Source organism: Streptomyces sp. NPDC111507, from assembly GCF_055638955.1.
Genome location: NZ_JBVKBU010000001.1, coordinates 797,396 through 819,666 on the forward strand (window position 1 = coordinate 797,396; position 22,271 = coordinate 819,666).

Consider the following 22,271-nt stretch of genomic DNA (forward strand, 5'->3'; position numbering starts at 1 on the left):
CCGGGCAAGGCGGATGACAGCACGGGAGAGGGATGTGACGGCGACACCTTCAGAGCCGTACACGCCGTTCGCGCCACGCGCGCAGTCGGCACGCCGTCAGCCCCATCGATACCGTGACGTGCTGACCCTCGTCAGCCTCCCGCTCCTCGCCGCCCTCGTCCTGCCCGCGGCCTTCGCCGGCGGCGGCACCCGGCGCTGGTTCGGCGGGCGCGCCGAGAGTCAGCGGGCCGAGGCGCAGGCCGCGAAGGACGCCGCCGCGGCGGCGTTCTACGAGCTGGACACCGCCCAGCGCGATCTGCGGATCTCGATCGAGACCATCACCGCCGTCGACGACTCCCCCGCGGCCCGCCGCGCCGTCTCCGACTTCGAGGCGCTGGGCCGGCGCATCGACGAGGCCAGTGGGAAGTACATCGAGGCCGTCGACGCCCACGACCTCGACCGGGACGAGCTGGACGCGTCGGTCGCCACCCGCGCCCGCGCCGAACTCACCGCCGCCAAGGACCAGCTGGGGCGGGTCAAACAGGACCTGGACCGGTTCGGCCAGGGACTCGCGCCGCTGCTCGGGAAGGCCGAGACGCAGCTCGCCCGGCTCGCGCCCGCCGTCGAGCGCGCCCGCCAGGCCCTGCTCGCCGCCTCGAACGCCCTCGATGCCGTACGCAGGACAGGGCTCGGAGCCGATGATCTGGCCGGCCGGCTCGCCGCGCTCGGGCCCGAGCTGACCAAGCTCAACCAGGGGGCCGGACAGCACGGCGTACCGGAGACGCTGGAGCGTGCCGAGCGGGTCTCGCGGGAGGCCGGGGCGGTGCGCGCGGAGGCCGAGCGGCTGCCGGAGCGGGCCGCGGAGATCGACCACCGGCTGGTGTCGCTGCGCACCCGCGCCCAGGCGCTGACCACCCGCGCCGGGCAGGTGGACCCGGTGCTGAGCGAGCTGCGGCGCCGGTTCGCGGCCGCGTGCTGGCAGGACCTGCAGCACGTACCGGAGCAGGCCACCGAGAACGTACGGCAGGCAGAGCTGAAACTGAAGGAGGCGCGGGCCGCGCGTGACGCGCAGCGCTGGCCGGACGCCACCTCGCTGCTGTCCACGGTGCGCGCGCTGCTGAACGGGACCGACGAGGCCGTGTCGGCGGCCGGCGACCGGCTGCGCCGGCTGAACGCCGTGTCCAAGGACCCCCAGCAAGAGATCGACCGCACCCGCTTCGCCATCCGGGACGCCCAGCGTCTGGCCATGGCGGGCCGCAACACCCCGGATCCGCGGCACGCCCGCCCGCTCGACGACTCCGTCGCCCGGCTGGAGCGTGCCGTCGCCGCGCTGGAGGGGCGCCACCCCGACTACTGGCACTTCCTGACCGAGACGGAGGCGGTACGGGCGACGGCCGCCCGGGTGGTCTCCCAGATCCGCGAGGAGCGCGGCGGCCCGGTCTGAGCCGGCGATCCCGGTCCCCGGTGTTGGCGGTCCCCGGCTTCCGGGCGGATGCTGGGTTGTACGTACGGCCTCCGCGAGCTGGAGAGGGAGGCGGACATGGCCACGCACGTACTTCGTCCCGGAACCCGACGACACATCGCCTTCGACGACCATCTGCCGGTCGATCACCGGCTGAACAGGTTCTACCGGATCGGCGCGGGCCTGATGGGCCTCTTCCTGCTCGCCTTCGGCATCCTGGGCCTGACCAACAAGGTCGGCTACTTCACCACCCACGGGGACACGGTCATGGGGCTGAACACCAACGGCTCGCTCAGCGTGCTCTCCATCTGCGTGGGGCTGCTGCTGTTCGTGGGCATGGTGATCGGCGGGAACTTCGCCTCGACGCTCAACATGGTCTTCGGCGTCCTGTTCGTCCTCAACGGCTTCCTGAACCTGGCGCTGCTGGACGGCCGCTACAACTTCCTCGCCTTCCACATCCAGAACGTGCTGTTCAGCTTTGTGGTCGGCGTCCTGCTGATGTTCTTCGGGATGTACGGGAGGGTCGGCTCGGCCCTGCCGCACGACAACCCGTACTACAAAGCCCGCCACCCCGAGGAGGCCGAGCGGATCCTGGCGCTGCGGGAGTCGGCCTCGGCAACGGCCCTGCAGCAGTCGCACAGGGCCGCGCCGACGCCCAAGGCCGTGGGCGGCACGGAGACCAAGGCAGCGGAAACCACCAAGGGGGCGGAATCCGAGGCAACGGAATCCAAGGCGGCGGAGAACAAGCCGTCGGAGAACAAGGCCGCCGAGCCGCCCAGGACCACGGACCCCTAGGTCACCTCAGGTGACCAGGTGATCAGGTGCGGTACGCGTAGTACGCCGAGGTCGGGTACGACGCGATGATGCTCGACAGCGACCGGCGGTAGGTGTCGGCGTCGTGGTAGGTCAGGTACGGCATGCCGCTGGAGCTGCGGTAGGACGTGATCATGGTGTGGTCCTTGGCCCCGTCCCTGTCGAAGTCCATCTGCAGGACGTCACCGACGTCCATCTGATAGACGTTCGCCAGCGGCGTGGTGCGCTTGGCGGTCTGGGTGAACCAGGACCACTCGTTCACGCCCGCCCAGGCGTCGGCCTGGCCGTTGGCGACGTAGTACCAGGTGTCGTACTCCTCCGGGGTCACGGCGGATATCTGCTGCCAGCCGCCCGCCAGCAGGCTCTGGCTCACGAAGTTGGTGCAGTCGCCACCGACCCCGTTGAACTTCCGGTAGGCCGTGTTGTAGTTCTTCCAGTACTTCTCGGCGTAGGTCGCCATCGCCGCGTAGTCGTACGCGCCTCCGGTGAGCTTCTTGGGGTTGGCGGGCGCGGGATACGTGGTCGCTGCCGGGGGGGCGTCGACAACGGCCATCGGGGTCCTGCGCGCGGGGGCGGCGGTGACGGGTTCGTTGACCTGGTGGGCGCCCTTGTCGGTCGTACGCAGGGCCGAGAGCTTCCAGGTGCCGTCCGGCTGGGCGGCGAAGGTCAGGACGTGGTGCGCGTCGAAGCCCGTGGTGTCGGGTTCGTCGCCGTGGATCTTCTTGTACGTGAGGACGGTGGTCTCGGTGACCCAGGCGGTGGCCACCTTGCCCCACCTGCGCGTCCTGTCGACGGTGACCTTGGTGTCGGCGGCGGTGTAGGCCTCACCCAGCGCCGCGAGGCGGGAGCGGGTGCCGCGCAGGGAGGTCAGCGCGGTGTCCTCCGTCTTCGTCAGCGCGGCGGTCAGCTTGACGCCTCCCGTCGACTTCGACGCGAGGGCCGTGCGGGGTGCCGCCGGGCTCTTGTCGAGGAGGGCCGCCGTGCGGTCGGTGAGCACGGCGTCCGCCATCCGGCCGAACGCGTCGGCCGTCGCCCGGTTCACGGTGACGGACGCGGTCGCCGCGTGGGCGGAGGAAAGGGGCAGCAGGACCGCGGAGACGGCGATCGCCGTCAGGGTCGAGCATCGGCTCAACATCTTCGTTCTCACTGATGATCTCCTTACACCCGATCAGATGCCGGGGAAGGAATCTTTACACGTCCTCCTCAACTGTGGTGAACCCGGGGGGATTTCGTGCACGCTCAGGTCAACTCCCTTGAGAAAAGGGTAAGTTGACGCACCGAAAGTCGGGGTGCCGTTCACGGCTACTTCACCACCGTCGACCAGTCCGGGGACTGCGCGGGATCCAGACTGCGCAGGCGCTCCAGGGTCTCGGGCTTCTGCACGTCGAGCCAGTCGGACAGCTCTCGGAAGGACACACAGCGAACGCCCTTCTTCGTGCACACGTTCTTGACGACCTGGTCGATGGACTTCATGTAGATGCCACCGTTCCAGTTCTCGAAGTGGTTGCCGATGAACAGCGGTGCACGGCTGCCGTAGTACACGCGGTTGAAACCGTCCATGTACGACGCGACGGTCTCCTGCTCCCACTCGGGGTACTTGGCCGGGTCGCCCTCGGTCGAGTCGCCGGACTGGTTGGCGAGGAAGTTGAAGTCCATGGACAGGCCTTGGTACTTGCCGCCCTCGTAGGGGAGCAGCTGCAGCGGGAAGTCCCAGACGCCCTCCTTCTTGTTGGGCCATATCTGGAGGTTGCCCGAGGAGCTCGCGTCGTAGCGCCAGTCGTAGTCCTTGGCGGTCGCCTTCATGGCCTTGAGCAGGTTCTTCTGGCCCTCCAGGCAGGGCGCGCGCCCGCCGCTGACCTCCTTCGTGGGGTCGAACGGCAGGGCCGGCAGGTCGGTGTAGCCGGTGTTGGTCTTCCACTTCTCCACGAACGAGAAGAACTGGTTGATCTCGCTCTCCCACTCCGCCACGCTCCAGTCCCCGCCGCCCTTGTCCTCGCAGAAGTGACCGTTGAAGTGGGTGCCGATCTCGTTGCCCTCCTTGTACGCCTTGCCGAGCTGCTCCAGCGTGTCGCGGATGTGCTGATCGGTGGCGTAGCTGATCGCCGCGGCGCCCGGGGCGTGCATCGGCGGCTTGTAGAGCGTCTTCTTGTCCTTGGGCAGCAGATAGATGCCGGTCAGGAAGAACGTCATGTGGGCGTTGTACTGCTTCGCCAACTCCTGGTAGTGGGTGAAGAGTTTGTCGTCGCCCTGGAGGGCGCCGTCCCAGGAGAAGACGACGAACTGGGGTGGCTTCTCACCCGGCTTGAGCGGAACGGGCTTCAACTGGCCCTTCTGCGGCCCGGTGTAGGACGTGGACCCGTCCCCGAGCACCTTCGTCTTGCCGTCCCACGGGGGTTCCTTGGTCGTCTTGGTGGCGCTGGCCCCGGAGCGGGGACCGCCGGCCGAGGCGGCCGGTGTGGTGTTGTCCGAGTGGTTCAGGGCCAGGTAGGTGGCGGTCGTCGACGTCACGACGAGGAAGGCCGCCATGGCCACGAAACCCTGACGGGCGGAACCGGGAGCGGGCGCGGGTTCGCGGCGGCGGTGACCGCTGTGCTTCGAGTTCATACGGGGCACATTCTGCGAGGGGGGTGGAAGGAGCGGGCGGGGGCCTTTCGGCCATCGGGATGCGCGGTGGCCTCTCGGCCGTCGGGGTGGGCGGCCTCGGGGCCGTCGCGGTCAGCCGAGCGGACTCATGGCGCCGGCCCAGATGCCGTACGGGACGTCGTCGGCGGACGTGCCGGCGAGCCCCTTGAGCGGCAGTGGTTCGAGGCTCTTGGTCAGGTCGATGCGGTAGAGGACGATCGCGGTCGACACGGAACGGTTCGTGCCGACGTACCAGGCGGCGGTGTCGTCCGCCGTGGTGCCGGCCTTCCCGGCCGTGTCCGGTGCGCTCTTGGCCGCGAGGGGGTGCGCTGTGCCGAAGGCGTCCGTGAGCCCCTCGGTGACCTCGCGGGCCACCTCCGGGCTCACCGCACGCTTGGGGCGGGGGGTGTCCAGGGCGACCTGGGAGCCGTTGCGGGTGATGCGTCGCACGGAGTACGGCTCGGTGTGCGACCCGCCCGCGGCGAACGTGGCGTAGGCGTTGGCCATCCGGATCGCGCTGGGCGTGGAGTTGCCCAGGGACAGGGCGGGCACCTGGGGACCCATGGTCGACGAGAGCAGCCCGGCCGCTTCGGCGGTCTGCCGCACCTTGTCCAGGCCCGTGTCCATGCCGAGCTGCATGAACGGCACGTTCACGGACTCGGCGAGCGCCTTGCCCAGGCTGATCTGCCCCCAGGACTTGTTGCCGTCGTTGTGGGCGGCGACCTTCTTGTTGGCGCGGTCCCAGTAGGGCCCTTCGGGTGTGGTGACAGGGACGTTGTCGTCACCGTTGTAGAGCGTCTCCGGCGTGACCGGGGTCGCCGTACTGTCGCGGGTCTTGTGGACGCCGTGTTCCAGCCCGGCCGCGTAGACGAACGGCAGGAACGCCGAACCGGCCGGGACCGTGGCTGCGTTGGACTCGTTGAAGCCCTGCGTACGGTGGTCGGGGCCGCCGTAGACGGCGAGGATCTTGCCGTCGGCGGCCACCGAGGAGGCCCCGTAGTGGGCGGCCTTCGCCGTCTTGGGGTCGTCCCTCAGGGCCTTCTTGCGGGCCTTGGTCACGGCGTCGGCGAGCGCCGTCTCCCGCTTCCGGTCGAAGGTCGTGTAGATCTGGTAGCCGCCCAGGTCGAACTGCTGGTCCGAGATGTGCGCGGCCTTCTTGGCGTACTGGGTCGCGAGCTCCACCAGGTAGTCGCTCTGCTTGCCGGTGTCGAAGGTCTGGGACTGCGTGATCGGCTCGGGGAACTTCGTGTACTTGGCCCGCTCGGCCGGCGACAGCTTCCCGATCTTGACCATGCGGTCGAGGATCCAGGACCAGCGCTCCACGGCGCGCTTGTGGTTCGCCTGGCTCAGGGTGGGGTCGTACAGGCCCGCGCCCTTGAGCAGGGAGGCGAGCATCGCGGCCTCGCTGGCGTTGAGTTCGCCGACGTCCTTGCCGTAGTACGCCTGGGCGGCGCGCTGGATGCCGTACGTGCCGCGGCCGAACCAGCTGGTGTTGAGATAGCCCTCGAGGATCTTGTCCTTGCTCATCTTCTGGTCGAGCTTGAGGGAGATCATCGCCTCGGTGAACTTGCGGCTCACCGAGCGGTTCTGGTTCAGATAGACGTTCTTGACGTACTGCTGGGTGATCGTCGAGCCACCCTCGGTGTTGCCCTCGCCGACCGTGCGCACCAGGGCCCGGGTGATGCCCTTGAAGGAGATGCCCGGGTCGGAGTAGAAGCTCTGGTTCTCCGCGGCCAGCACCGCCCAGCGCACGTCCTGGGGTATGTCCTTCAGCGGCATCGCCTGCCGCCGCACCCATCCGGTACGGGCCATGGGCGTCCCGTCGGACCAGAAGTAGACGTTGTCCTGCTGGGTGGCGTAGGTGTTGAGGTTCTGGGGTATGTCTGTCGCGGCGTAGGCGATCACCAGAAACGTTCCGCTCAGCCCGATGGCCAGGCCCCAGGCGCCCAGCCACTGACGCCAGGAGGGCACCCAGCGCCGCCAGCCGGAGCGGCCGGGGCGCGGGTACGCCGGCTTCAGACGGCGGGCGATGCGCGCCCAGCGTCCGGCGAGCGCGGAGGGCGCGGCCGGTTTGCGGCGGGTGCCGCGATGGCCGGAAGTCGTCCCTCGATCGGCGCGTTGTGCGGGGTCCTCCGCACCTGAGTGCGCCTCGATCTCGGCAGGAGAGGGGACGCGAAGCTGCGTGGTCTCCTCGGCGGGACCGTCGGCGCGGGGCGGGAGGCGGAGTTGCGTGGTCTCCTCGGCACGAGGCGGAAGGCGGAGCTGAGTGGTCTCCTCGGCACGGGGCGGGAGGCGGAGCTGAGTGGTTCGCTCGGCGGGAGTCTCGTTCTCCGTGTCTTGCGCACGACGACTCGCGGAGTCTTCCCTACGACGGCCCGCAGGATCTTCCGCGCGGCCGCTCGCGGGCCGTTGCGGACCGAGCCCGCGGCGATTTTGGCGGTCGTCGCCCTCCCCGCTAGCCACGGCGGGCTCCGGCGCGTGGACGGCCCAGAGGATGCGGGGCATCCGTTCGATGCCATGCCTCGGTCACGACTGCGTCTCCCTCCGCACTTCGGAATTGCGCGCGCGGGTAGATGCAGCTGCCGCACATGCGGCTGCGAGCCCCCCTCCCCGACCTTGCGGCTCGTCGCGGCCCTCTTAAATTATCAGCGACTAATACGATCTCCTCGCCCAGGAACCAGACAGAAATGTTCGGCAGGTCAAGTCGGCCCTCTGAAGGCACCGGGCGGGAATCGGGGAGGAATCGAGGAGGTCCGGTTTCCGGATCACCGCGCCACCCGGTGCGCGACCGGGCCGCGGAAGGCTTCGATCGCCGGCTCCCGGCCGCTAACCTGTGCGTATGCCTCGCTACGAGTACCGCTGCCGGACCTGCGGCGACACCTTCGAACTGAGCCGCCCGATGGCGGAATCCGCCGCTCCGGCGGACTGTCCCGCCGGGCACGACGACACGGTGAAACTCCTGTCGACCGTCGCGGTCGCCACCGGCGGATCGGCTTCCGCGTCCGCCCCGGGCCCGTCCGGAGGGGGCGGAGGCGGGTGCTGCGGCGGCGGGTGCTGCGGCTGATCGACCAAGATTTTTCAGGAAGTCTTCAGCTTTTCTTCGCCCGAATCCTCCGTGCGGCCCGGGCGTGTCGCACTCCCAGGCCGTACGTGGCACCCGCACAGGCCGGGCACGGCTCCCGCTGAGACCGCGCCCGGCTCCCGCTCAGACCGCGCCCGGTCGGCCACAGGCGTGCGTGAACTCCCGCAGGATCCGCTCCCCTGCCGCGACCCCCCGCTCCGGGAGGGCGGTGATCGCCGGCGCCGTCCAGTCGGCCTCGGCCAGTTCCCCGTGGCCGGGCCGCCAGCCGCGGTCGGCGGCGAGCAGCAGGTCGGCGTCGAGCAGGGAGTCACCGGCGGCGAGCGTGAGGAGGGCGCCGGTGCGGCGGGCCACCTCGCGCACGGCCGCGCTCTTGGTGAGCGGCTTCGGCACGGCGTAGATCTTGCGGCCCTGCAGCGACACCGTCCAGCCGCGGCTCTCCGCCCAGACGGCGAGCTCCTTCACCCACTCCTCGGGCAGCAGCTCGCGCTCCACCACCAGATAGACGAACAGGTCCTCGGCGACCCGGTGTTTGCGGACCCAGGCCGGATCGGCGGTGGCCGCGAGGTGGTCCCGCACCTCGGCCAGCGGAGCGCACTCGTCGGCGAGCCGCGCGGTCACGGCCGCGTGCCAGTCGGGGTCGGAGACACCGTCGACGAGCAGATGCCCGCCGTTGGCGCAGATCGCGTACTCGGGGGCGGGCCCCGGCAGGTTGATGCGCTGGTACTGCTTGCGGGTGCGGGTCGTGGTGGGCACGAAGTGGGCCGTGTCGCCGAGCTCGGTGAGCAGCGCGGCGGCCGTCTCGGTCATGTACGACAGCGGCCTGGCCTCGTGCACCTCGACGCAGAGCAGCCGAGGCGCCCGCGCGTCGGGCATGGTCAGCGCGAGGGCGGCGGAGGAGTAGATCAGCGTACGGTCGAGATCGCTGGCGACGAGCACCTTGGGCGCGGACATCAGACCGTCACCGCCTTGCCGTCGGCGCCGGTCGCGCCGCGCGTGTACTTCGGGTGGATCAACCCCACGCAGGTGTACGGGAGTTCGTCGACCTCCTCGACGGGCACCCCGCGCTGCTGGGCGAGCAGGCGTACGTGGTCGAGGTCGGTGCCTGCTCCGGCGCGCGCCAGGATCTTCCAGGGGACGCGGCGCAGCAGCACGCGGGTGGTCTCGCCGACACCCGGCTTGACGAGGTTCACGTCGTGGATCTCGTACTCCTCGCTGATCCGCTCGACGGCCGCCCAGCCCTCCCAGGTGGGGGTGCGGTCGGTGGCGAGGAGCTCCTTGGCCTGGGCGCAGGCCGCGTCGGCGACGTCGGGGAAGTGGGCGGCGACGGCGTCCAGGAAGTCGACGGAGACGTCGGAGCCGGCGAGCTCGCGGTAGAACTTCGCGCCGTGGAAGTCGTACTCGCCGACCAGGTCCGAGCGCAGGACCGTGCGCGAAATCAGCCCTGAGACCGTCGAGTTGAGGCAGGCGGAGGGGATGAGGAAGTCCTCGCGGGTGCCGTACGTCCGGACGCACGAGCCCGGGTCGGCGAGGACCGCGATCTCCGGGTCGAAGCCGGTGATGCCCTCGGCGGACTCGAACTCCCTGATGGCCTCGGTGAGTTCGCGGGTGATGGCGCCCTTGCCGGTCCAGCCGTCGACGAACACGACGTCGGCCGGGTCGTGGTGGGCGGCCAGCCAGCGCAGCGCGTTGGCGTCGATGCCGCGGCCACGGACGATGGAGACGGCGTAGTGCGGCAGGTCGAGGCCGTGCCGGTGCTTGGCCCAGCGGCGCATCAGAACGCCGACGGGGGTGCCCGCGCGAGCCAGCGAGACGAGTACCGGGTGCGGAGAGCGTTCGGCGAGCACCAGTTCGGTGACCGCGCCGACGGCCTGGGCGATCCGGGCGGCCGAGGTGCCGAGGGCCGTCTGGAACAGCTCCTGGTACTGGGGGCTCGGCTGGTACTCGACCGGCAGCGACTCCGCGTAGTGGGCGCCGCCGCTTTGGATCGCCTCCTCGCGCTCCTCGGTCGGCGCCTCCAGCGTCACGTCCGAGAGGTCCTGCAACAGCCAGCCGACCTCGTCGGGCGCGTACGAGGAGAAGGCGGGGCCGCGGAGGGGCTCGGGGAGCATGGAGGGCCTTTCGGTGGACGGCCGTGCGGGGACGTACGACGGAACGACGGCGAGCAGGACGCTCGGCGTGTGCTCCGCGAGCTGGGCCAGCAGGCCGTCGGGGGCGTGCAGGGCGGGCGTGTCGGCGGCGGAGTCGACCACCGCCACGACCGCGTCGAAACCGGCACCCGCGACGTTGTACGCGTACCGCTCACCGGGTCCGTCGTCGGGGTCGTCGTGGGCCGGGAAGGCGAGGCGCGTCCGTATGGCGTAACCGGGGTCGTCGAGGGCGAGCACCGGGGAGCGGGTGGTCGTGGAGTACCGCACCTCGGCGGACACCACCTGCTCCAGCTCCCTGGCCAGCCTGAGCGGCGCGTACATCAGCTCCTCGAAGCCGAGTACGAGGACGCGCCGCGCCCCGTCCGGCAGCGCTTCGGCGACCCGCGCGGCCATCGCGGGCAGCGCCGCGTCCAGCCGTATTCGCTGCCCGGGCGTGAAGCCGTGCCGTCCCCCGTCGGGCAGACCCCGGGGCCAGCCGAGCTCGACACGGGCGGCACCCGGGTACCCGGGACGGCTGTCGGCGGGCTCGGTGGTCCTGGAGGTGTCGGTCGTCCTGGTGGTCTCGGTGCTCTCGTGTTGCGCCACCAGCGCCTGGCCCTTCTCCAGGACGCCCTCCGGGAGGTTCACGGTGCCCCTCGCCGCGGCGACCAGGTCCACCCGTGCGCCGATCTCCGTCGCGAACTCCGCCAGACGGCCCAGGTCCGCGGCCGAACGCATGTCGACCAGGGCCACGACCACATAGCGGTCGCGCGGATAACGGGTGTGGAGGTCGCGGATGGTGTTGAGGACCGTGTTGCCGGTGGAGAACTCGTCGTCGACGAGGACCAGGGGGCCCGCGCCCGCCAGCAGAGCGGGATTCTCCGGCAGCAGGAGGTGAGAGGTGGCGTGGGAGTGGGACTCCTCGAAGCCGCCCGCCGTCTCGACGCCGGGGACGGGGCGGCGGGTCGAGTGGAGGTAGGGCGCGAGGCCCACACCGTCGGCGACGCAGTGGCCGAGGCCGGTGGCCGTCTCCGCGTACCCGAGGACGACGGCCGCGCGTGCGCCCTCGGCGCCGAGCAGCTCCCGTACCCGCCGGCCGAGCGCGAACCCGTGTCCGTACACCACGGACGGCGACTGCGGGACGTGCTTGCCGAGCACGTTCGACACGAGCAGATGCGCCCGGCGGGGGTTGCGCCGCAGCGCGAGCCCCAGCAGGTCGCTCAGCTTCTCGTCACCGACGAGCTCGACACCCAGTCGCTCGGCGACCCAGGTCCCCGTCCACACCACGTTCTTCATCGATTCCTTGTTGGTCGGTCGGTCGGGCCGGCGCGGTTCACGCAGGCAGGGCGGCCGCGAGCAGTTCCACGAAGCCGATGTCCTCGTTCGCCACACCGAACACCTCGGCGCGCTGGAGGGTGCGCTCGGCCCAGGCGCGGTGCGGCTTCACTTCATTCATTTTGTTCGTGTACGCCGACCGCAGCACGCCCCCGCCGCCTCGCTCGGGCCTGAGGATGTCCTGCGCGTCGCTGTACTCCTCGTGGCTGACCACGGACAGCGCGTGCACCGCCGGGACGTGTGAGGGGTGGATGCAGGTCTTGCCGAGCAGACCGTTGGCCCGGTCGAGGGCGATCTCGCGCAGCAGCCCGTCCAGGTCGTGCTCGATCAGCGCCTGGCGCAGGTCCTCGACCTCGCCCTCCTGGAAGGGGCTGCGGCGCAGCTGCGGCTTGAACATGCGCTCCTGGACCCGGAAGTACTCCCACACGGGCCCGGTGACCGTGAACCCGGTGCCGTCCGAGCGCCCCAGCATGTTCACCACGTCCGCGATCACGGAGGCGACGATCTGGACGTCGTAGGCGGTCATGTCGGGCGCCCTGCGCAGCCCGTACGCCGAGCAGAAGTCGGTGACGCCCAGGCGCAGCGCGAGGACGCGGTCGCGGTACTTGTCGACGACCCGGGAGATGCCCTCCAGGGTCTCCCGGCGGCTCTCCAGGTACAGCAGCCCGGGCGATTCCAGGACAGGCATCGCGAACAGCCGCCGGCCGCTCGCGGACTCGGCCGCGGCGAGCGCCTCCATGAACGGGACGCCCCGCTCCTCGGTGAACTTCGGCAGGACGAAACCGGACAGCAGCCGCACGGACGCGCCGAGCCGCCGGACGAGGTCCGGGATCTGCCCGGGCTCACGGACCCGTACGAACAGCAGTGGGAGCCCGTCGGTCTCCGGCCGTCCGGCGAGGTCGGCGAACTGCCGGACCAGGTTCTCCTCGGCGCCCACGACCTCGGCGTCGTCGATCGAGTCCTCCAGGCACAGCACCATGGAGACCACGCCGCGTCCGGCCTGCTTGACGACGTCGTCGGCGAGGTGGGGTCTGGTCGCGGGGCTGTACAGGGTGGCGCCGAGGGCCGCCGCGAGGACGCGGGCGGGCGCGTCGGCGGTGAAGACGCACGGCTCCCGGTAGAAGAGACGCTGCCGCCCTTCAGGGGCGATATGCCCGAAATGACGCATGAAACTCCCCCGTTGCGGCTAGGCGGACCTACGTGATGTGGCCGGTAATAGTACGTACAAATCCATGTCAGTCGTTCCCACCAGGCGTGAAGTTCAGGTAACTCGGCTATGTCGGTTGCCCGCACATCCCGACCGGGAATCCTTACCCCCGCGTTGTCGTGACCAGGACCGAGAGGGCAGGATGACCGCATGACGCACGCGATGCTGAAGGGGTCTAACGTCCCGCTGGACGCCACAGCGGTACGTGCCGTGCTGCGCTGGACGCCCGGACAGGGTGTCCCCGATGTCGATGTCTCGGCGCTGCTCCTGGGTCCCGACGGTCGTGTGCGATCCGACGAGGACTTCGTCTTCTACAACCAGCCACGCCATCCCTCGGGCAAGGTGTGGCGACTTGGCAAGAAACGCGTCGCCGAGGGCCTCACCGACACCATCCAGACGGATCTGGCGGGTGTCGAGTCCGGTGTCGGACAGATTCTGCTGGTCGCATCGGCGGACGGCGTCACCTTCGACCAGGTACGCGCCCTACGCATTCTGCTGTACGACGCGTCCGCCACCTCCGGCACGACGGGCTCGGACGGTGAGCCGCTGGCCCACTTCGACATCAAGCCGGAGACCGGTACGGAGACGGCGCTGATCTGCGGCGAACTGTACCGGCGCGGTCAGGGCTGGAAGTTCCGGGCGCTCGGCGAGGGCTATCCGAACGGTCTGGAGGGGCTCGCCTCCGACTTCGGGATCACGGTGGACGAGTCCGAGCCGGAGGCCGTCGCGCCCGTACCCGACGCCACCGCCTGGGCGGACCCCGCGGCCTCCCCGGAGACCTCGGTGCCACTCCCGCCCGAGCAGGCGGCCCCGCTGCCCCAGCAGCCCGCGTACGGCTATCCGGGGCCCGCGCAGACGGCCCCCGCTCAGCCCGCCTACGGCTACCCCCAGCCGACGAGCCAGCCCGCCTACGGCTATCCGGGGCCTCAGACGGCCCCGGCCGTCCAGCCGGCCTATGGGTTCCCGCAGGCGGTCGGCTCCCTGCCCGACCCGGATTTCAGGCTGCCGCCACAGGGGCCCCAGTTCATCGGACGCTAGGAAAGCGCCCCGAGCCCTTGGGCGAACCGTCGGGGCAGCGTCAACGGTCGGCCTTGGACTTGTACCCCCGCCCCCACTGCAACCCCCACCCGTACAACCGGTCCAGCTCCGCCTGGAACCCGTACACGAACTTCACCTCACGCCGCACGGTGATCTCGCCCTTGTTGTTCTCGATCATCACCACCGCGCAGGAGCGGGCCTGCGGATGCCGCTCGTCGAGGCCGATCTCGATCCGGGGCCCGTTGCTCGGGTAGAGCGTGATGATGGCGTGCGTACGGTCGAAGGCGGGCGTCTGGTCGTAGATGTACACGAAGACCAGGAGCCGTTTGATGTCGTCGCGGTGGTCGAGGTTGACGTAGGCCGTCTCGCCGGACGCCGAACCGAACCGGTCGTCACCGCTGAGCTTCACGTACGGCGGGTCGTTGATGTCGCCGAGGAAGTTGCCCAGGGGCTGCACCACGCCCTTGGAGCCGTCCGCGAGCTCGTACATGACGCCCAGGTCGAGGTCGACGTTCACCATGCTCTGGGTGTGCGCCTGGACCACGTCCGGCTTGAAGGTCTTGAAGGGGTGCCGCAGCAGGCTGCCCCGCTGCTGGCCGCCGCCGATGTCCGACGTGCGCATGCGCCAGGACAGGTTGATGCGCAGGTTGCCGGTGGCCGCGCCCTGTTTGGTGAGCGAGACCGTGTGGTTCCGCTTGGTCAGTTCTATGGAATTGGTGGCGGCACTGCCGGAGTCGAAGTCCGTCGAGCGTCCGCGCCACAGGTCGTCCCAGAAGCCCATTGCCTTGTCCCGCCCCCACGTTGCCTGGATATGCGACGGGGCGGCCACGAGGACTCGTCCTCGACGGCCGCCCCGCTCAGAGCGTTCCCGGAATCACCCTCCCGGACTCACGCTCCCGGGCTCACACCCCGGACGAGACCTCAGCCTTGTCGTCCGAGGCCGTCGCTTTTCCCTCGGCCGCCGCGAGCGCACTGTTGCGACGCACCGAGGACCAGAAGGACCAGCCGATCAGGACGACACCGACGAGACCCGTGATGACCTCGTGGATCTGGTACTGGATGGTGACCAGGAGGATCACGGCGAGGGCGCCGATGGCGTAGTGCGCGCCGTGCTCCAGGTAGACGTAGTCGTCGAGGGTGCCCTGGCGGACCAGGTAGACCGTGAGCGAGCGGACGTACATGGCGCCGATGCCGAGGCCGAGCGCCATCAGCACGATGTCGTTGGTGATGGCGAAGGCGCCGATGACACCGTCGAAGGAGAAGGACGCGTCGAGGACCTCGAGGTAGAGGAACATGAAGAACGCGGCCTGACCTGCGAGGACGACGGCCGGCTTCTTCTTGCCGGTCCGCGCGGCCTCCTCCTCTTCCTCGTGCTCCCGCTCCTCCTCTTCCTCGAGCTTGTCCTCGAAGTAGCCGGAGAGTCCGCCGACGACCATGTACGTGATCAGGCCCGCGATGCCTGCGATCAGCACCGTCTGCGCCTTGTCGATGTGCGCGCCGCCGTGCTGGTGGGCGTGGACCGCGAAGGTCATGGAGGAGACCAGCAGCACGACCAGGGCGATGCAGACCGACAGCATGTCGACCTTGCCGAGCTTGGCGAGCGGGCGCTCGATCCAGCGCAGCCACTGGATGTCACGCTCCTCGAAGATGAAGTCGAGGAAGATCATCAGAAGGAACATGCCACCGAAGGCGGCGATCGCCGGGTGAGCGTCCGTGACCAGCTGCTGGTACTGGTCCTTGTCGGTCAGCGCGAGGTTGACCGCCTCGATCGGGCCCTTCTTGGCCGTGACCGCCACGATCACGACGGGGAAGACCAGTCGCATACCGAAGACGGCGATCAGCACACCCACCGTGAGGAAGATCTTCTGCCAGAAGGCATTCATCTTCTTCAGGATCCCGGCGTTGACCACCGCGTTGTCGAAGGACAGCGAGATCTCCAGGATGGCCAGGATCGCCACGACGCCAAAGGCGGTCCACCCCCCGTAGATCACCGCTGCGACCAAGCCGAGCGCGGTGACCGCAAACGACCAGCCGAAGGTTTTCAGAAGCACTGGCTACCCAATCATCGTGTATGTACGGGTCTCCCCCGCGCCGTACTCGGCTTTACCTACTGTTGACCACGAAGTCTAGAGGGCCGCCCCTTCGGCTGACTCGGGCGGGCCCTAGGAAACATTGACTCCGAAGTCGAGCGCGATGCCGCGCAGGCCGGACGCGTACCCCTGTCCGACCGCCCGGAACTTCCACTCCTGGTTGTAGCGGTAGACCTCGCCGAAGATCATCGCTGTTTCCGTCGAAGCGTCCTCGGAGAGGTCGTAGCGCGCGAGCTCCTGGCCGTCGGCCTGGTTGACCACGCGGATGAACGCGTTGCTGACCTGGCCGAAGGTCTGACCGCGGTTGTCGGCGTCGTGGATGGAGACCGGGAACACGATCTTGTCGACGTTGGCCGGCACCTTGGAGAGGTCGATCAGGATCGACTCGTCGTCGCCCTCGCCCTCACCCGTGAGGTTGTCGCCGGTGTGCTCCACGGAGCCGTCCGGGCTCTTGAGCTGGTTGTAGAAGATGAACCACTCGTCGCCGAGCACCCGGCCGGAATTGCACAGCAGAGCGCTGGCGTCGAGGTCGAAATCGGCTCCGGTGGTGGAGCGCGCGTCCCAGCCGAGCCCGATCATCACGTGCGTGAGGTTGGGTGCGGCCTTGGAGAGGGAGACATTGCCTCCCTTGGCGAGCGTGACGCCCATGATGCTGGTCCTCCCCGAGGTCAAACTTTCAGTTGTACCGCGCGGCCTGCGCGCGGTGGTCCAGCGGGTCCGGCGCCGCATAGGAAGCGTGCGGCGCCGGGCCTGGAGCCGAAGGCCGTACGGCTCAGACGTTCACGTCGGACGGTCGCGTCAAACGTTCAGGTCAAACGTTCGCGTCCGGCGCGGGGCCGTCCGACGGTCGTGTCAGACGTTGACGCCGAAGTCCTGCGCGATGCCGCGCAGGCCCGAGGCGTAGCCCTGGCCGATGGCGCGGAACTTCCACTCCGGGCCGTTGCGGTACAGCTCGCCGAAGACCATGGCGGTCTCCGTCGAGGCGTCCTCGGAGAGGTCGTAGCGCGCGATCTCCGCCTCGCCGGCCTGGTTCACCACGCGGATGAACGCGTTGCGGACCTGGCCGAAGGACTGCTGGCGGTTCTCGGCGTCGTAGATGGAGACCGGGAACACGATCTTCTGGACGTCGGCGGGCACGGCGGCGAGGTTGACCTTGATCTGCTCGTCGTCGCCCTCGCCCTCACCGGTGATGTTGTCCCCGGTGTGCTCGACCGAACCGTCCGGGCTCTTCAGGTTGTTGAAGAACACGAAGTTCTGGTCGGTGCTCACCTTGCCGTCCGCGTTCGTGAGGATGGCGCTGGCGTCGAGGTCGAAGTCGACGCCGGTGGTGGTTCGGGCGTCCCATCCCAGACCGACGATGACCGCGGTCAGTCCCGGGGCCTCCTTGGTCAGCGATACGTTGCCGCCCTTGCTGAGGCTGACTCCCACGAGTCCTCCCAATGGTGTCCAGGGGCGGGGAGCCCCGTCGTGCGTTGGTATCGGATCAACGTGTCGATCCTAGTGACGGGTTCCCGGACCCTGCAGGCCCTGCGACCGAACAATCACAGGGTGTCGGGCTACAGAGTGTCGAGCGCCTTCACGTACTCGTTCAGGTCACGCGCGTCCGGCAGACCGTTGACGACGGTCCAGCGGACGACGCCCGCCTTGTCGATGATGAAGGTGCCGCGCACGGCACAACCCTTGCCCTCGTCGAAGACGCCGTACGCGCGCGAAGTGTTGCCGTGCGGCCAGAAATCGGAGAGCAGCGGGTACTCCAGGCCCTCCTGCTCGCCGAAGACGCGCAGGGTGTGGATGGAGTCGTTGGAGACGGCCAGCAGCTGGACGTCGTCGTTGACGAACTTCGGCAGTTCGTCGCGCAGGGCACACAGCTCGCCGGTGCACACGCCGGTGAAGGCGAACGGGTAGAAGAGCAGCACCACGTTCTTCTCACCGCGGAAGTCGGACAGCTTCACGGTGGCGCCGTGGTTGTCCTTGAGCTCGAAGTCCGGTGCCTCGGTGCCGACCTCGATCGCCATAGTCACACGCTCCCCTTCCAAGGGCCTGTTCGGGTGAACCCCACCCTACGCAGCACCCCCCACTCCACCGGCCACACCCCGCCCACGCGCCCCACGCGCCCCCCGGTACGCGCCTCGCACCGACGCGCCCGAACCCGTTCCGCACACCGCACCAGCAACACCGACGGCCCTCACGCCGACGCCCCCACCCGCGAGCGCTCCCGCCCCGGACAACTCCACCGCGCAGCCACGGGACCCACCGCGCACCCTCGCCATCCCGACGCGGCGCGCGCCCCGGGCGCAACGACTGGTAGGGGCTGCCGCCACCTCGGCGCCGCCCCACAGCCTGCCGCCCCGACACACGCCCCCGGGTGGGACCCGCCACGCGGACAACCCCACCCGGTCAACCAGGCCATGCGGGCACGGCCCGACCCGGGCCACTCCGCCCCCCGTGGCGCCGCCCCGGGGGCGGCGCCACGCAGGCACTGCTCGACCTGGGCCACCCCCGTTGGCCCGGCACGGGACCCACCGGGCACCCTCGCCATCCCGACGCGGCGCGCGACCGGGGCGCAACGGCTCGTGGGGGCTGCCGCCATTCGGGTCGGTGCCGGGGTGCCTCGGGGGCCGGGGGGTGCGGGGGTGCGGCGTGGGTGGTGGTCGCATGACCGGTCGTGGAGCCCCCGGGGGCCGCGTGGGGCGGCCAGGGCATGGGGGAGGCCCCCGACGGCGGTACGCCGACGGGGGCCTCCTGAGTGGTTTGGTGCGGCAGACGGAGCGAGAGCTCAGCGCTTCGACTTGGGCGTGGCCAGACGCGTGCCCGACCACTCCTTCCCGACCGAGATGCTCTTCGTCTGGGAGAGGCCGGCAGTCTGGGCGGCGTCACTGATGTCGCTGGGCTCGACGTAGCCGTCCCTGCCGGTCTTCGGGGTCAGCAGCCAGATCATGCCGCCGTCCTCAAGGAGACCGATGGCGTCCACCAGAGCGTCCGTAAGGTCGCCGTCCTCGTCGCGGAACCACAGCAACACGACGTCAGCGACGTCGTCGTAGTCCTCGTCGACCAGGTCCTGGCCGATCAACGATTCGATACCTTCACGGAGCTCGTGGTCAACGTCGTCGTCGAAGCCGATCTCCTGGACCACCTGTCCGGGCTCGAACCCCAGCCTGCCGGCCGGGTTGGTCCGCTCCTCCGCGTGGTCCGCGGTCGCGCTCACGGCTTGCCTCCTGATCATGTTTCGGTAGATGTCTCAGCCACGCGCGTACGCGAAGCATTGGCCGTAGTCCACACGGGCGGGGCGGATCGCGCAAGTACCCGGCCGTCGAGACCGCCGAAACGGTGACGATCCCGGCGGTGTCGGCGCAACCCCAGGCGTGGATTCAAGGCCACAAGTGACGCACACCACACCCTTCTGCCCCATTTATGAATTTCGGAACCCTTGGAGCGTACGAGACCCGAACGACTTTGCGGAACGCGTCACGGAGTGAGCGTATCGTTGCGTTTTGGTCGGGCACGTCCCAACGAAGTGCAGGAATGTGCTGGTTACCTCTCGGTAGAGATGACGATTCCGTTCCCGAGGTACACGATGGGGAACGGTGCAGACAGACCGAAAAACCGCCCCAGACAGCCTCCCAGACAACCCCTCGGGCAGCCCTCACACGCCCCTCTGACAGTGAAGGAACAGCGTGGCTTCCGGATCCGATCGCAATCCGATCATCATTGGCGGCCTTCCCAGTCAGGTCCCGGACTTCGACCCCGAAGAGACCCAGGAGTGGCTCGACTCCCTCGACGCCGCTGTCGACGAGCGCGGCCGTGAGCGCGCCCGCTATCTGATGCTGCGGCTGATCGAAAGGGCCCGCGAGAAGCGCGTGGCCGTGCCCGAGATGCGCAGCACGGACTACGTCAACACGATCGCCACCAAGAACGAGCCCTTCTTCCCCGGCAACGAGGAGATCGAGCGCAAGGTCCTCAACGCCACCCGCTGGAACGCCGCCGTGATGGTCTCGCGCGCCCAGCGTCCCGGCATCGGCGTCGGCGGTCACATCGCCACCTTCGCCTCCTCCGCCTCGCTCTACGACGTCGGCTTCAACCACTTCTTCCGTGGCAAGGACGAGGGCGACGGCGGCGACCAGGTCTTCTTCCAGGGGCACGCCTCCCCCGGTATCTACGCCCGCGCGTTCCTCCTCGACCGGCTCTCCGAGCAGCAGCTCGACGCGTTCCGGCAGGAGAAGTCGAAGGCTCCGTACGGTCTGTCCTCGTACCCGCACCCCCGCCTCATGCCGGGCTTCTGGGAGTTCCCGACCGTCTCCATGGGTCTCGGTCCGCTCGGCGCGATCTTCCAGGCGCGGATGAACCGCTACATGGAGGCGCGCGGCATCGCGGACACCTCCAAGTCACACGTCTGGGCGTTCCTCGGGGACGGCGAGATGGACGAGCCGGAATCGCTCGGACAGCTGTCCATCGCCGCTCGAGAGGGCCTGGACAACCTGACCTTCGTCGTCAACTGCAACCTCCAGCGCCTCGACGGCCCGGTACGCGGCAACGGAAAGATCATCCAGGAGCTGGAGTCCCAGTTCCGGGGCGCCGGCTGGAACGTCATCAAGCTGGTCTGGGACCGCACCTGGGACCCGCTGCTCGCGCAGGACCGCGACGGCGTGCTGGTCAACAAGCTGAACACCACCCCGGACGGCCAGTTCCAGACGTACGCCACCGAGACGGGCGACTACATCCGCCGGCACTTCTTCGGTGACGACCACCGGCTGCGGGCGATGGTCGAGAACATGACCGACGACCAGATCCTGCACCTGGGGCGTGGCGGTCACGACCACAAGAAGATCTTCGCGGCGTTCTCGGCGGCCAAGGCCCACAAGGGCCAGCCGACGGTGATCCTGGCGCAGACGGTCAAGGGCTGGACGCTCGGCCCGAACTTCGAGGGCCGCAACGCCACGCACCAGATGAAGAAGCTGACGGTCGCCGACCTCAAGGGCTTCCGGGACCGTCTGCACCTGCCGATCTCCGACAAGGAGCTGGAGTCCGGCGCGCCGCCGTACTACCACCCGGGCCGGAACTCGGAAGAGATCCAGTACATGCACGACCGCCGCAAGGGACTCGGCGGATACGTCCCCACGCGCGTCGTACGGTCGAAGCCGCTGGCCCTGCCGGACGACAAGGCGTACGCGAGTGTGAAGAAGGGCTCCGGTCAGCAGTCGATCGCCACGACCATGGCGTTCGTGCGACTGCTGAAGGACCTGATGCGGGACAAGGAGATCGGCAAGCGGTTCGTGCTGATCGCGCCGGACGAGTACCGCACGTTCGGAATGGACTCGTTCTTCCCGAGCGCGAAGATCTACAACCCGCTCGGTCAGCAGTACGAATCCGTGGACCGCGATCTGCTCCTGGCCTACAAGGAGTCGCCGACCGGTCAGATGCTGCACGACGGCATCTCCGAGGCGGGCTGCACGGCCTCGCTGATCGCCGCGGGTTCGGCGTACGCCACGCACGGCGAGCCGCTGATCCCGGTCTACGTCTTCTACTCGATGTTCGGTTTCCAGCGCACCGGTGACCAGTTCTGGCAGATGGCCGACCAGTTGGCGCGCGGTTTCGTCCTGGGTGCGACCGCCGGCCGTACGACTCTGACCGGTGAGGGCCTTCAGCACGCGGACGGCCACTCGCAGCTGCTCGCCTCGACCAACCCGGGCTGTGTCGCGTACGACCCGGCGTTCGGGTTCGAGATCGCGCACATCGTCAAGGACGGTCTGCGCCGGATGTACGGCTCGTCCGACGAACACCCGCACGGCGAGGACGTCTTCTACTACCTCACCGTCTACAACGAGCCGATCCAGCACCCGGCCGAGCCCGCGGACGTCGACGTGGACGGCATCCTCAAGGGCATCCACCGCTACGCGGAAGGCACTTCGGGTTCCGTCCCGGCGCAGATCCTGGCGTCCGGTGTCGCCGTGCCGTGGGCGGTCGAGGCGCAGCGGATCCTCGCCGAGGAGTGGAACGTGCGCGCCGATGTCTGGTCGGCGACCTCCTGGAACGAGCTGCGTCGCGAGGCTGTCGACGTGGAGCGGCACAATCTGCTGCACCCCGAGGAGGAGCAGCGCGTCCCGTACGTGACGCAGAAGCTGAGCGGTGCCGAGGGTCCGTTCGTGGCCGTCTCCGACTGGATGCGATCGGTTCCGGACCAGATCTCGCGGTGGGTGCCGGGCACGTACCAGTCGCTGGGCGCGGACGGCTTCGGCTTCGCGGACACGCGCGGCGCGGCCCGGCGCTTCTTCCACATCGACGCGCAGTCGATCGTGGTCGCGGTGCTGACCGAACTGGCCCGTGAGGGCAAGGTCGACCGGTCGGTGCTGAAGCAGGCGATCGACCGCTATCAGCTGCTCGACGTGGCATCGGCCGACCCGGGAGCCGCGGGCGGCGACGCGTAGGCGCTCCGCGCGAGCGCCGGAGAAACAAACGACGGGCCATAGAGGCGCGGGGAGCTGGTCAGCCGGTTTCCCGTGCCTCTTGCGTGTGCTGTGTG

Annotated in this window: 17 protein-coding genes; 5 read left to right on the forward strand and 12 right to left on the reverse strand. The window is 69.2% G+C overall.

Annotation, left to right across the window (positions count from 1 at the left end; genetic code table 11):
- The first annotated feature begins 34 nt into the window (after positions 1 to 34).
- Entirely contained in the window at positions 35 to 1,423 is a 1,389-nt protein-coding gene (locus ACZ7M2_RS03605; protein ID WP_471593966.1) for a hypothetical protein, read from the forward strand.
- Positions 1,424 to 1,519: 96 nt separating this feature from the next.
- The gene (locus tag ACZ7M2_RS03610; RefSeq protein WP_471593967.1) at positions 1,520 to 2,236 is read left to right on the forward strand and encodes a DUF4383 domain-containing protein; all 717 of its coding nucleotides are present in this window, start codon (positions 1,520 to 1,522) and stop codon (positions 2,234 to 2,236) included.
- Positions 2,237 to 2,258: 22 nt separating this feature from the next.
- Here ACZ7M2_RS03610 and ACZ7M2_RS03615 read toward each other — a convergent pair whose 3' ends face one another.
- The 3 genes from ACZ7M2_RS03615 to ACZ7M2_RS03625 form a co-directional block, all read right to left on the reverse strand.
- Positions 2,259 to 3,389, reverse strand: coding sequence for an amidase domain-containing protein (locus ACZ7M2_RS03615; protein WP_471594512.1), 1,131 nt, complete (start codon positions 3,387 to 3,389; stop codon positions 2,259 to 2,261).
- 167 nt (positions 3,390 to 3,556) lie between these two features.
- A complete protein-coding gene (locus ACZ7M2_RS03620) occupies positions 3,557 to 4,858 on the reverse strand; it encodes a polysaccharide deacetylase family protein (RefSeq protein WP_471593968.1) in 1,302 nt (433 codons plus the stop codon).
- A gap of 111 nt (positions 4,859 to 4,969) precedes the next feature.
- A complete protein-coding gene (locus ACZ7M2_RS03625) occupies positions 4,970 to 7,381 on the reverse strand; it encodes a transglycosylase domain-containing protein (RefSeq protein ID WP_471593969.1) in 2,412 nt (803 codons plus the stop codon).
- 334 nt (positions 7,382 to 7,715) lie between these two features.
- On the opposite strand from ACZ7M2_RS03625, the gene ACZ7M2_RS03630 reads away from it, so the two are divergent.
- Positions 7,716 to 7,940 carry an FmdB family zinc ribbon protein gene (locus ACZ7M2_RS03630; protein ID WP_352045712.1) on the forward strand — a complete coding sequence of 75 codons (225 nt, stop codon included), beginning with the start codon at positions 7,716 to 7,718 and terminating at the stop codon, positions 7,938 to 7,940.
- A gap of 141 nt (positions 7,941 to 8,081) precedes the next feature.
- Here ACZ7M2_RS03630 and ACZ7M2_RS03635 read toward each other — a convergent pair whose 3' ends face one another.
- The 3 genes from ACZ7M2_RS03635 to ACZ7M2_RS03645 are packed head-to-tail and all read right to left on the reverse strand — an operon-like array spanning position 8,082 to position 12,587.
- Positions 8,082 to 8,909, reverse strand: a complete 828-nt coding sequence (locus ACZ7M2_RS03635) for an HAD family hydrolase (RefSeq protein ID WP_471593970.1) — start codon at positions 8,907 to 8,909, stop codon at positions 8,082 to 8,084.
- Positions 8,909 to 11,380 carry a phosphoribosyltransferase gene (locus ACZ7M2_RS03640; RefSeq protein WP_471593971.1) on the reverse strand — a complete coding sequence of 824 codons (2,472 nt, stop codon included), beginning with the start codon at positions 11,378 to 11,380 and terminating at the stop codon, positions 8,909 to 8,911. The genes ACZ7M2_RS03635 and ACZ7M2_RS03640 overlap by 1 nt, the downstream gene beginning before the upstream one ends.
- Positions 11,381 to 11,417: 37 nt before the next feature.
- Entirely contained in the window at positions 11,418 to 12,587 is a 1,170-nt protein-coding gene (locus ACZ7M2_RS03645) for an HpcH/HpaI aldolase/citrate lyase family protein (RefSeq protein ID WP_471593972.1), read from the reverse strand.
- A 189-nt stretch (positions 12,588 to 12,776) separates the two neighbouring features.
- Between ACZ7M2_RS03645 and ACZ7M2_RS03650 the strand changes: the two genes are divergently transcribed.
- Positions 12,777 to 13,664 carry a TerD family protein gene (locus ACZ7M2_RS03650; RefSeq protein ID WP_471593973.1) on the forward strand — a complete coding sequence of 296 codons (888 nt, stop codon included), beginning with the start codon at positions 12,777 to 12,779 and terminating at the stop codon, positions 13,662 to 13,664.
- Positions 13,665 to 13,704: 40 nt separating this feature from the next.
- Here ACZ7M2_RS03650 and ACZ7M2_RS03655 read toward each other — a convergent pair whose 3' ends face one another.
- From ACZ7M2_RS03655 to ACZ7M2_RS03680, 6 genes are all read right to left on the reverse strand, one after another.
- On the reverse strand, positions 13,705 to 14,445 hold the full coding sequence (locus tag ACZ7M2_RS03655; protein ID WP_060896039.1) for a TerD family protein: 741 nt from the start codon (positions 14,443 to 14,445) through the stop codon (positions 13,705 to 13,707).
- 121 nt (positions 14,446 to 14,566) lie between these two features.
- Positions 14,567 to 15,715, reverse strand: coding sequence for a DUF475 domain-containing protein (locus tag ACZ7M2_RS03660; RefSeq protein ID WP_471593974.1), 1,149 nt, complete (start codon positions 15,713 to 15,715; stop codon positions 14,567 to 14,569).
- Between the two features lie 111 nt (positions 15,716 to 15,826).
- Positions 15,827 to 16,402: a TerD family protein gene (locus ACZ7M2_RS03665; protein WP_054230997.1), complete on the reverse strand. Its 576-nt coding sequence runs from the start codon at positions 16,400 to 16,402 to the stop codon at positions 15,827 to 15,829.
- A 204-nt stretch (positions 16,403 to 16,606) separates the two neighbouring features.
- Entirely contained in the window at positions 16,607 to 17,182 is a 576-nt protein-coding gene (locus ACZ7M2_RS03670) for a TerD family protein (protein ID WP_054230998.1), read from the reverse strand.
- 128 nt (positions 17,183 to 17,310) lie between these two features.
- Entirely contained in the window at positions 17,311 to 17,769 is a 459-nt protein-coding gene (locus tag ACZ7M2_RS03675) for a peroxiredoxin (protein ID WP_266421819.1), read from the reverse strand.
- 761 nt (positions 17,770 to 18,530) lie between these two features.
- The gene (locus tag ACZ7M2_RS03680) at positions 18,531 to 18,959 is read right to left on the reverse strand and encodes a DUF3052 domain-containing protein (protein WP_054231000.1); all 429 of its coding nucleotides are present in this window, start codon (positions 18,957 to 18,959) and stop codon (positions 18,531 to 18,533) included.
- 469 nt (positions 18,960 to 19,428) lie between these two features.
- Here ACZ7M2_RS03680 and aceE point away from each other — a divergent pair, with 469 nt between their 5' ends.
- Positions 19,429 to 22,176, forward strand: a complete 2,748-nt coding sequence (gene aceE / locus ACZ7M2_RS03685) for a pyruvate dehydrogenase (acetyl-transferring), homodimeric type (RefSeq protein ID WP_352045718.1) — start codon at positions 19,429 to 19,431, stop codon at positions 22,174 to 22,176.
- Positions 22,177 to 22,271 lie beyond the last annotated feature (95 nt).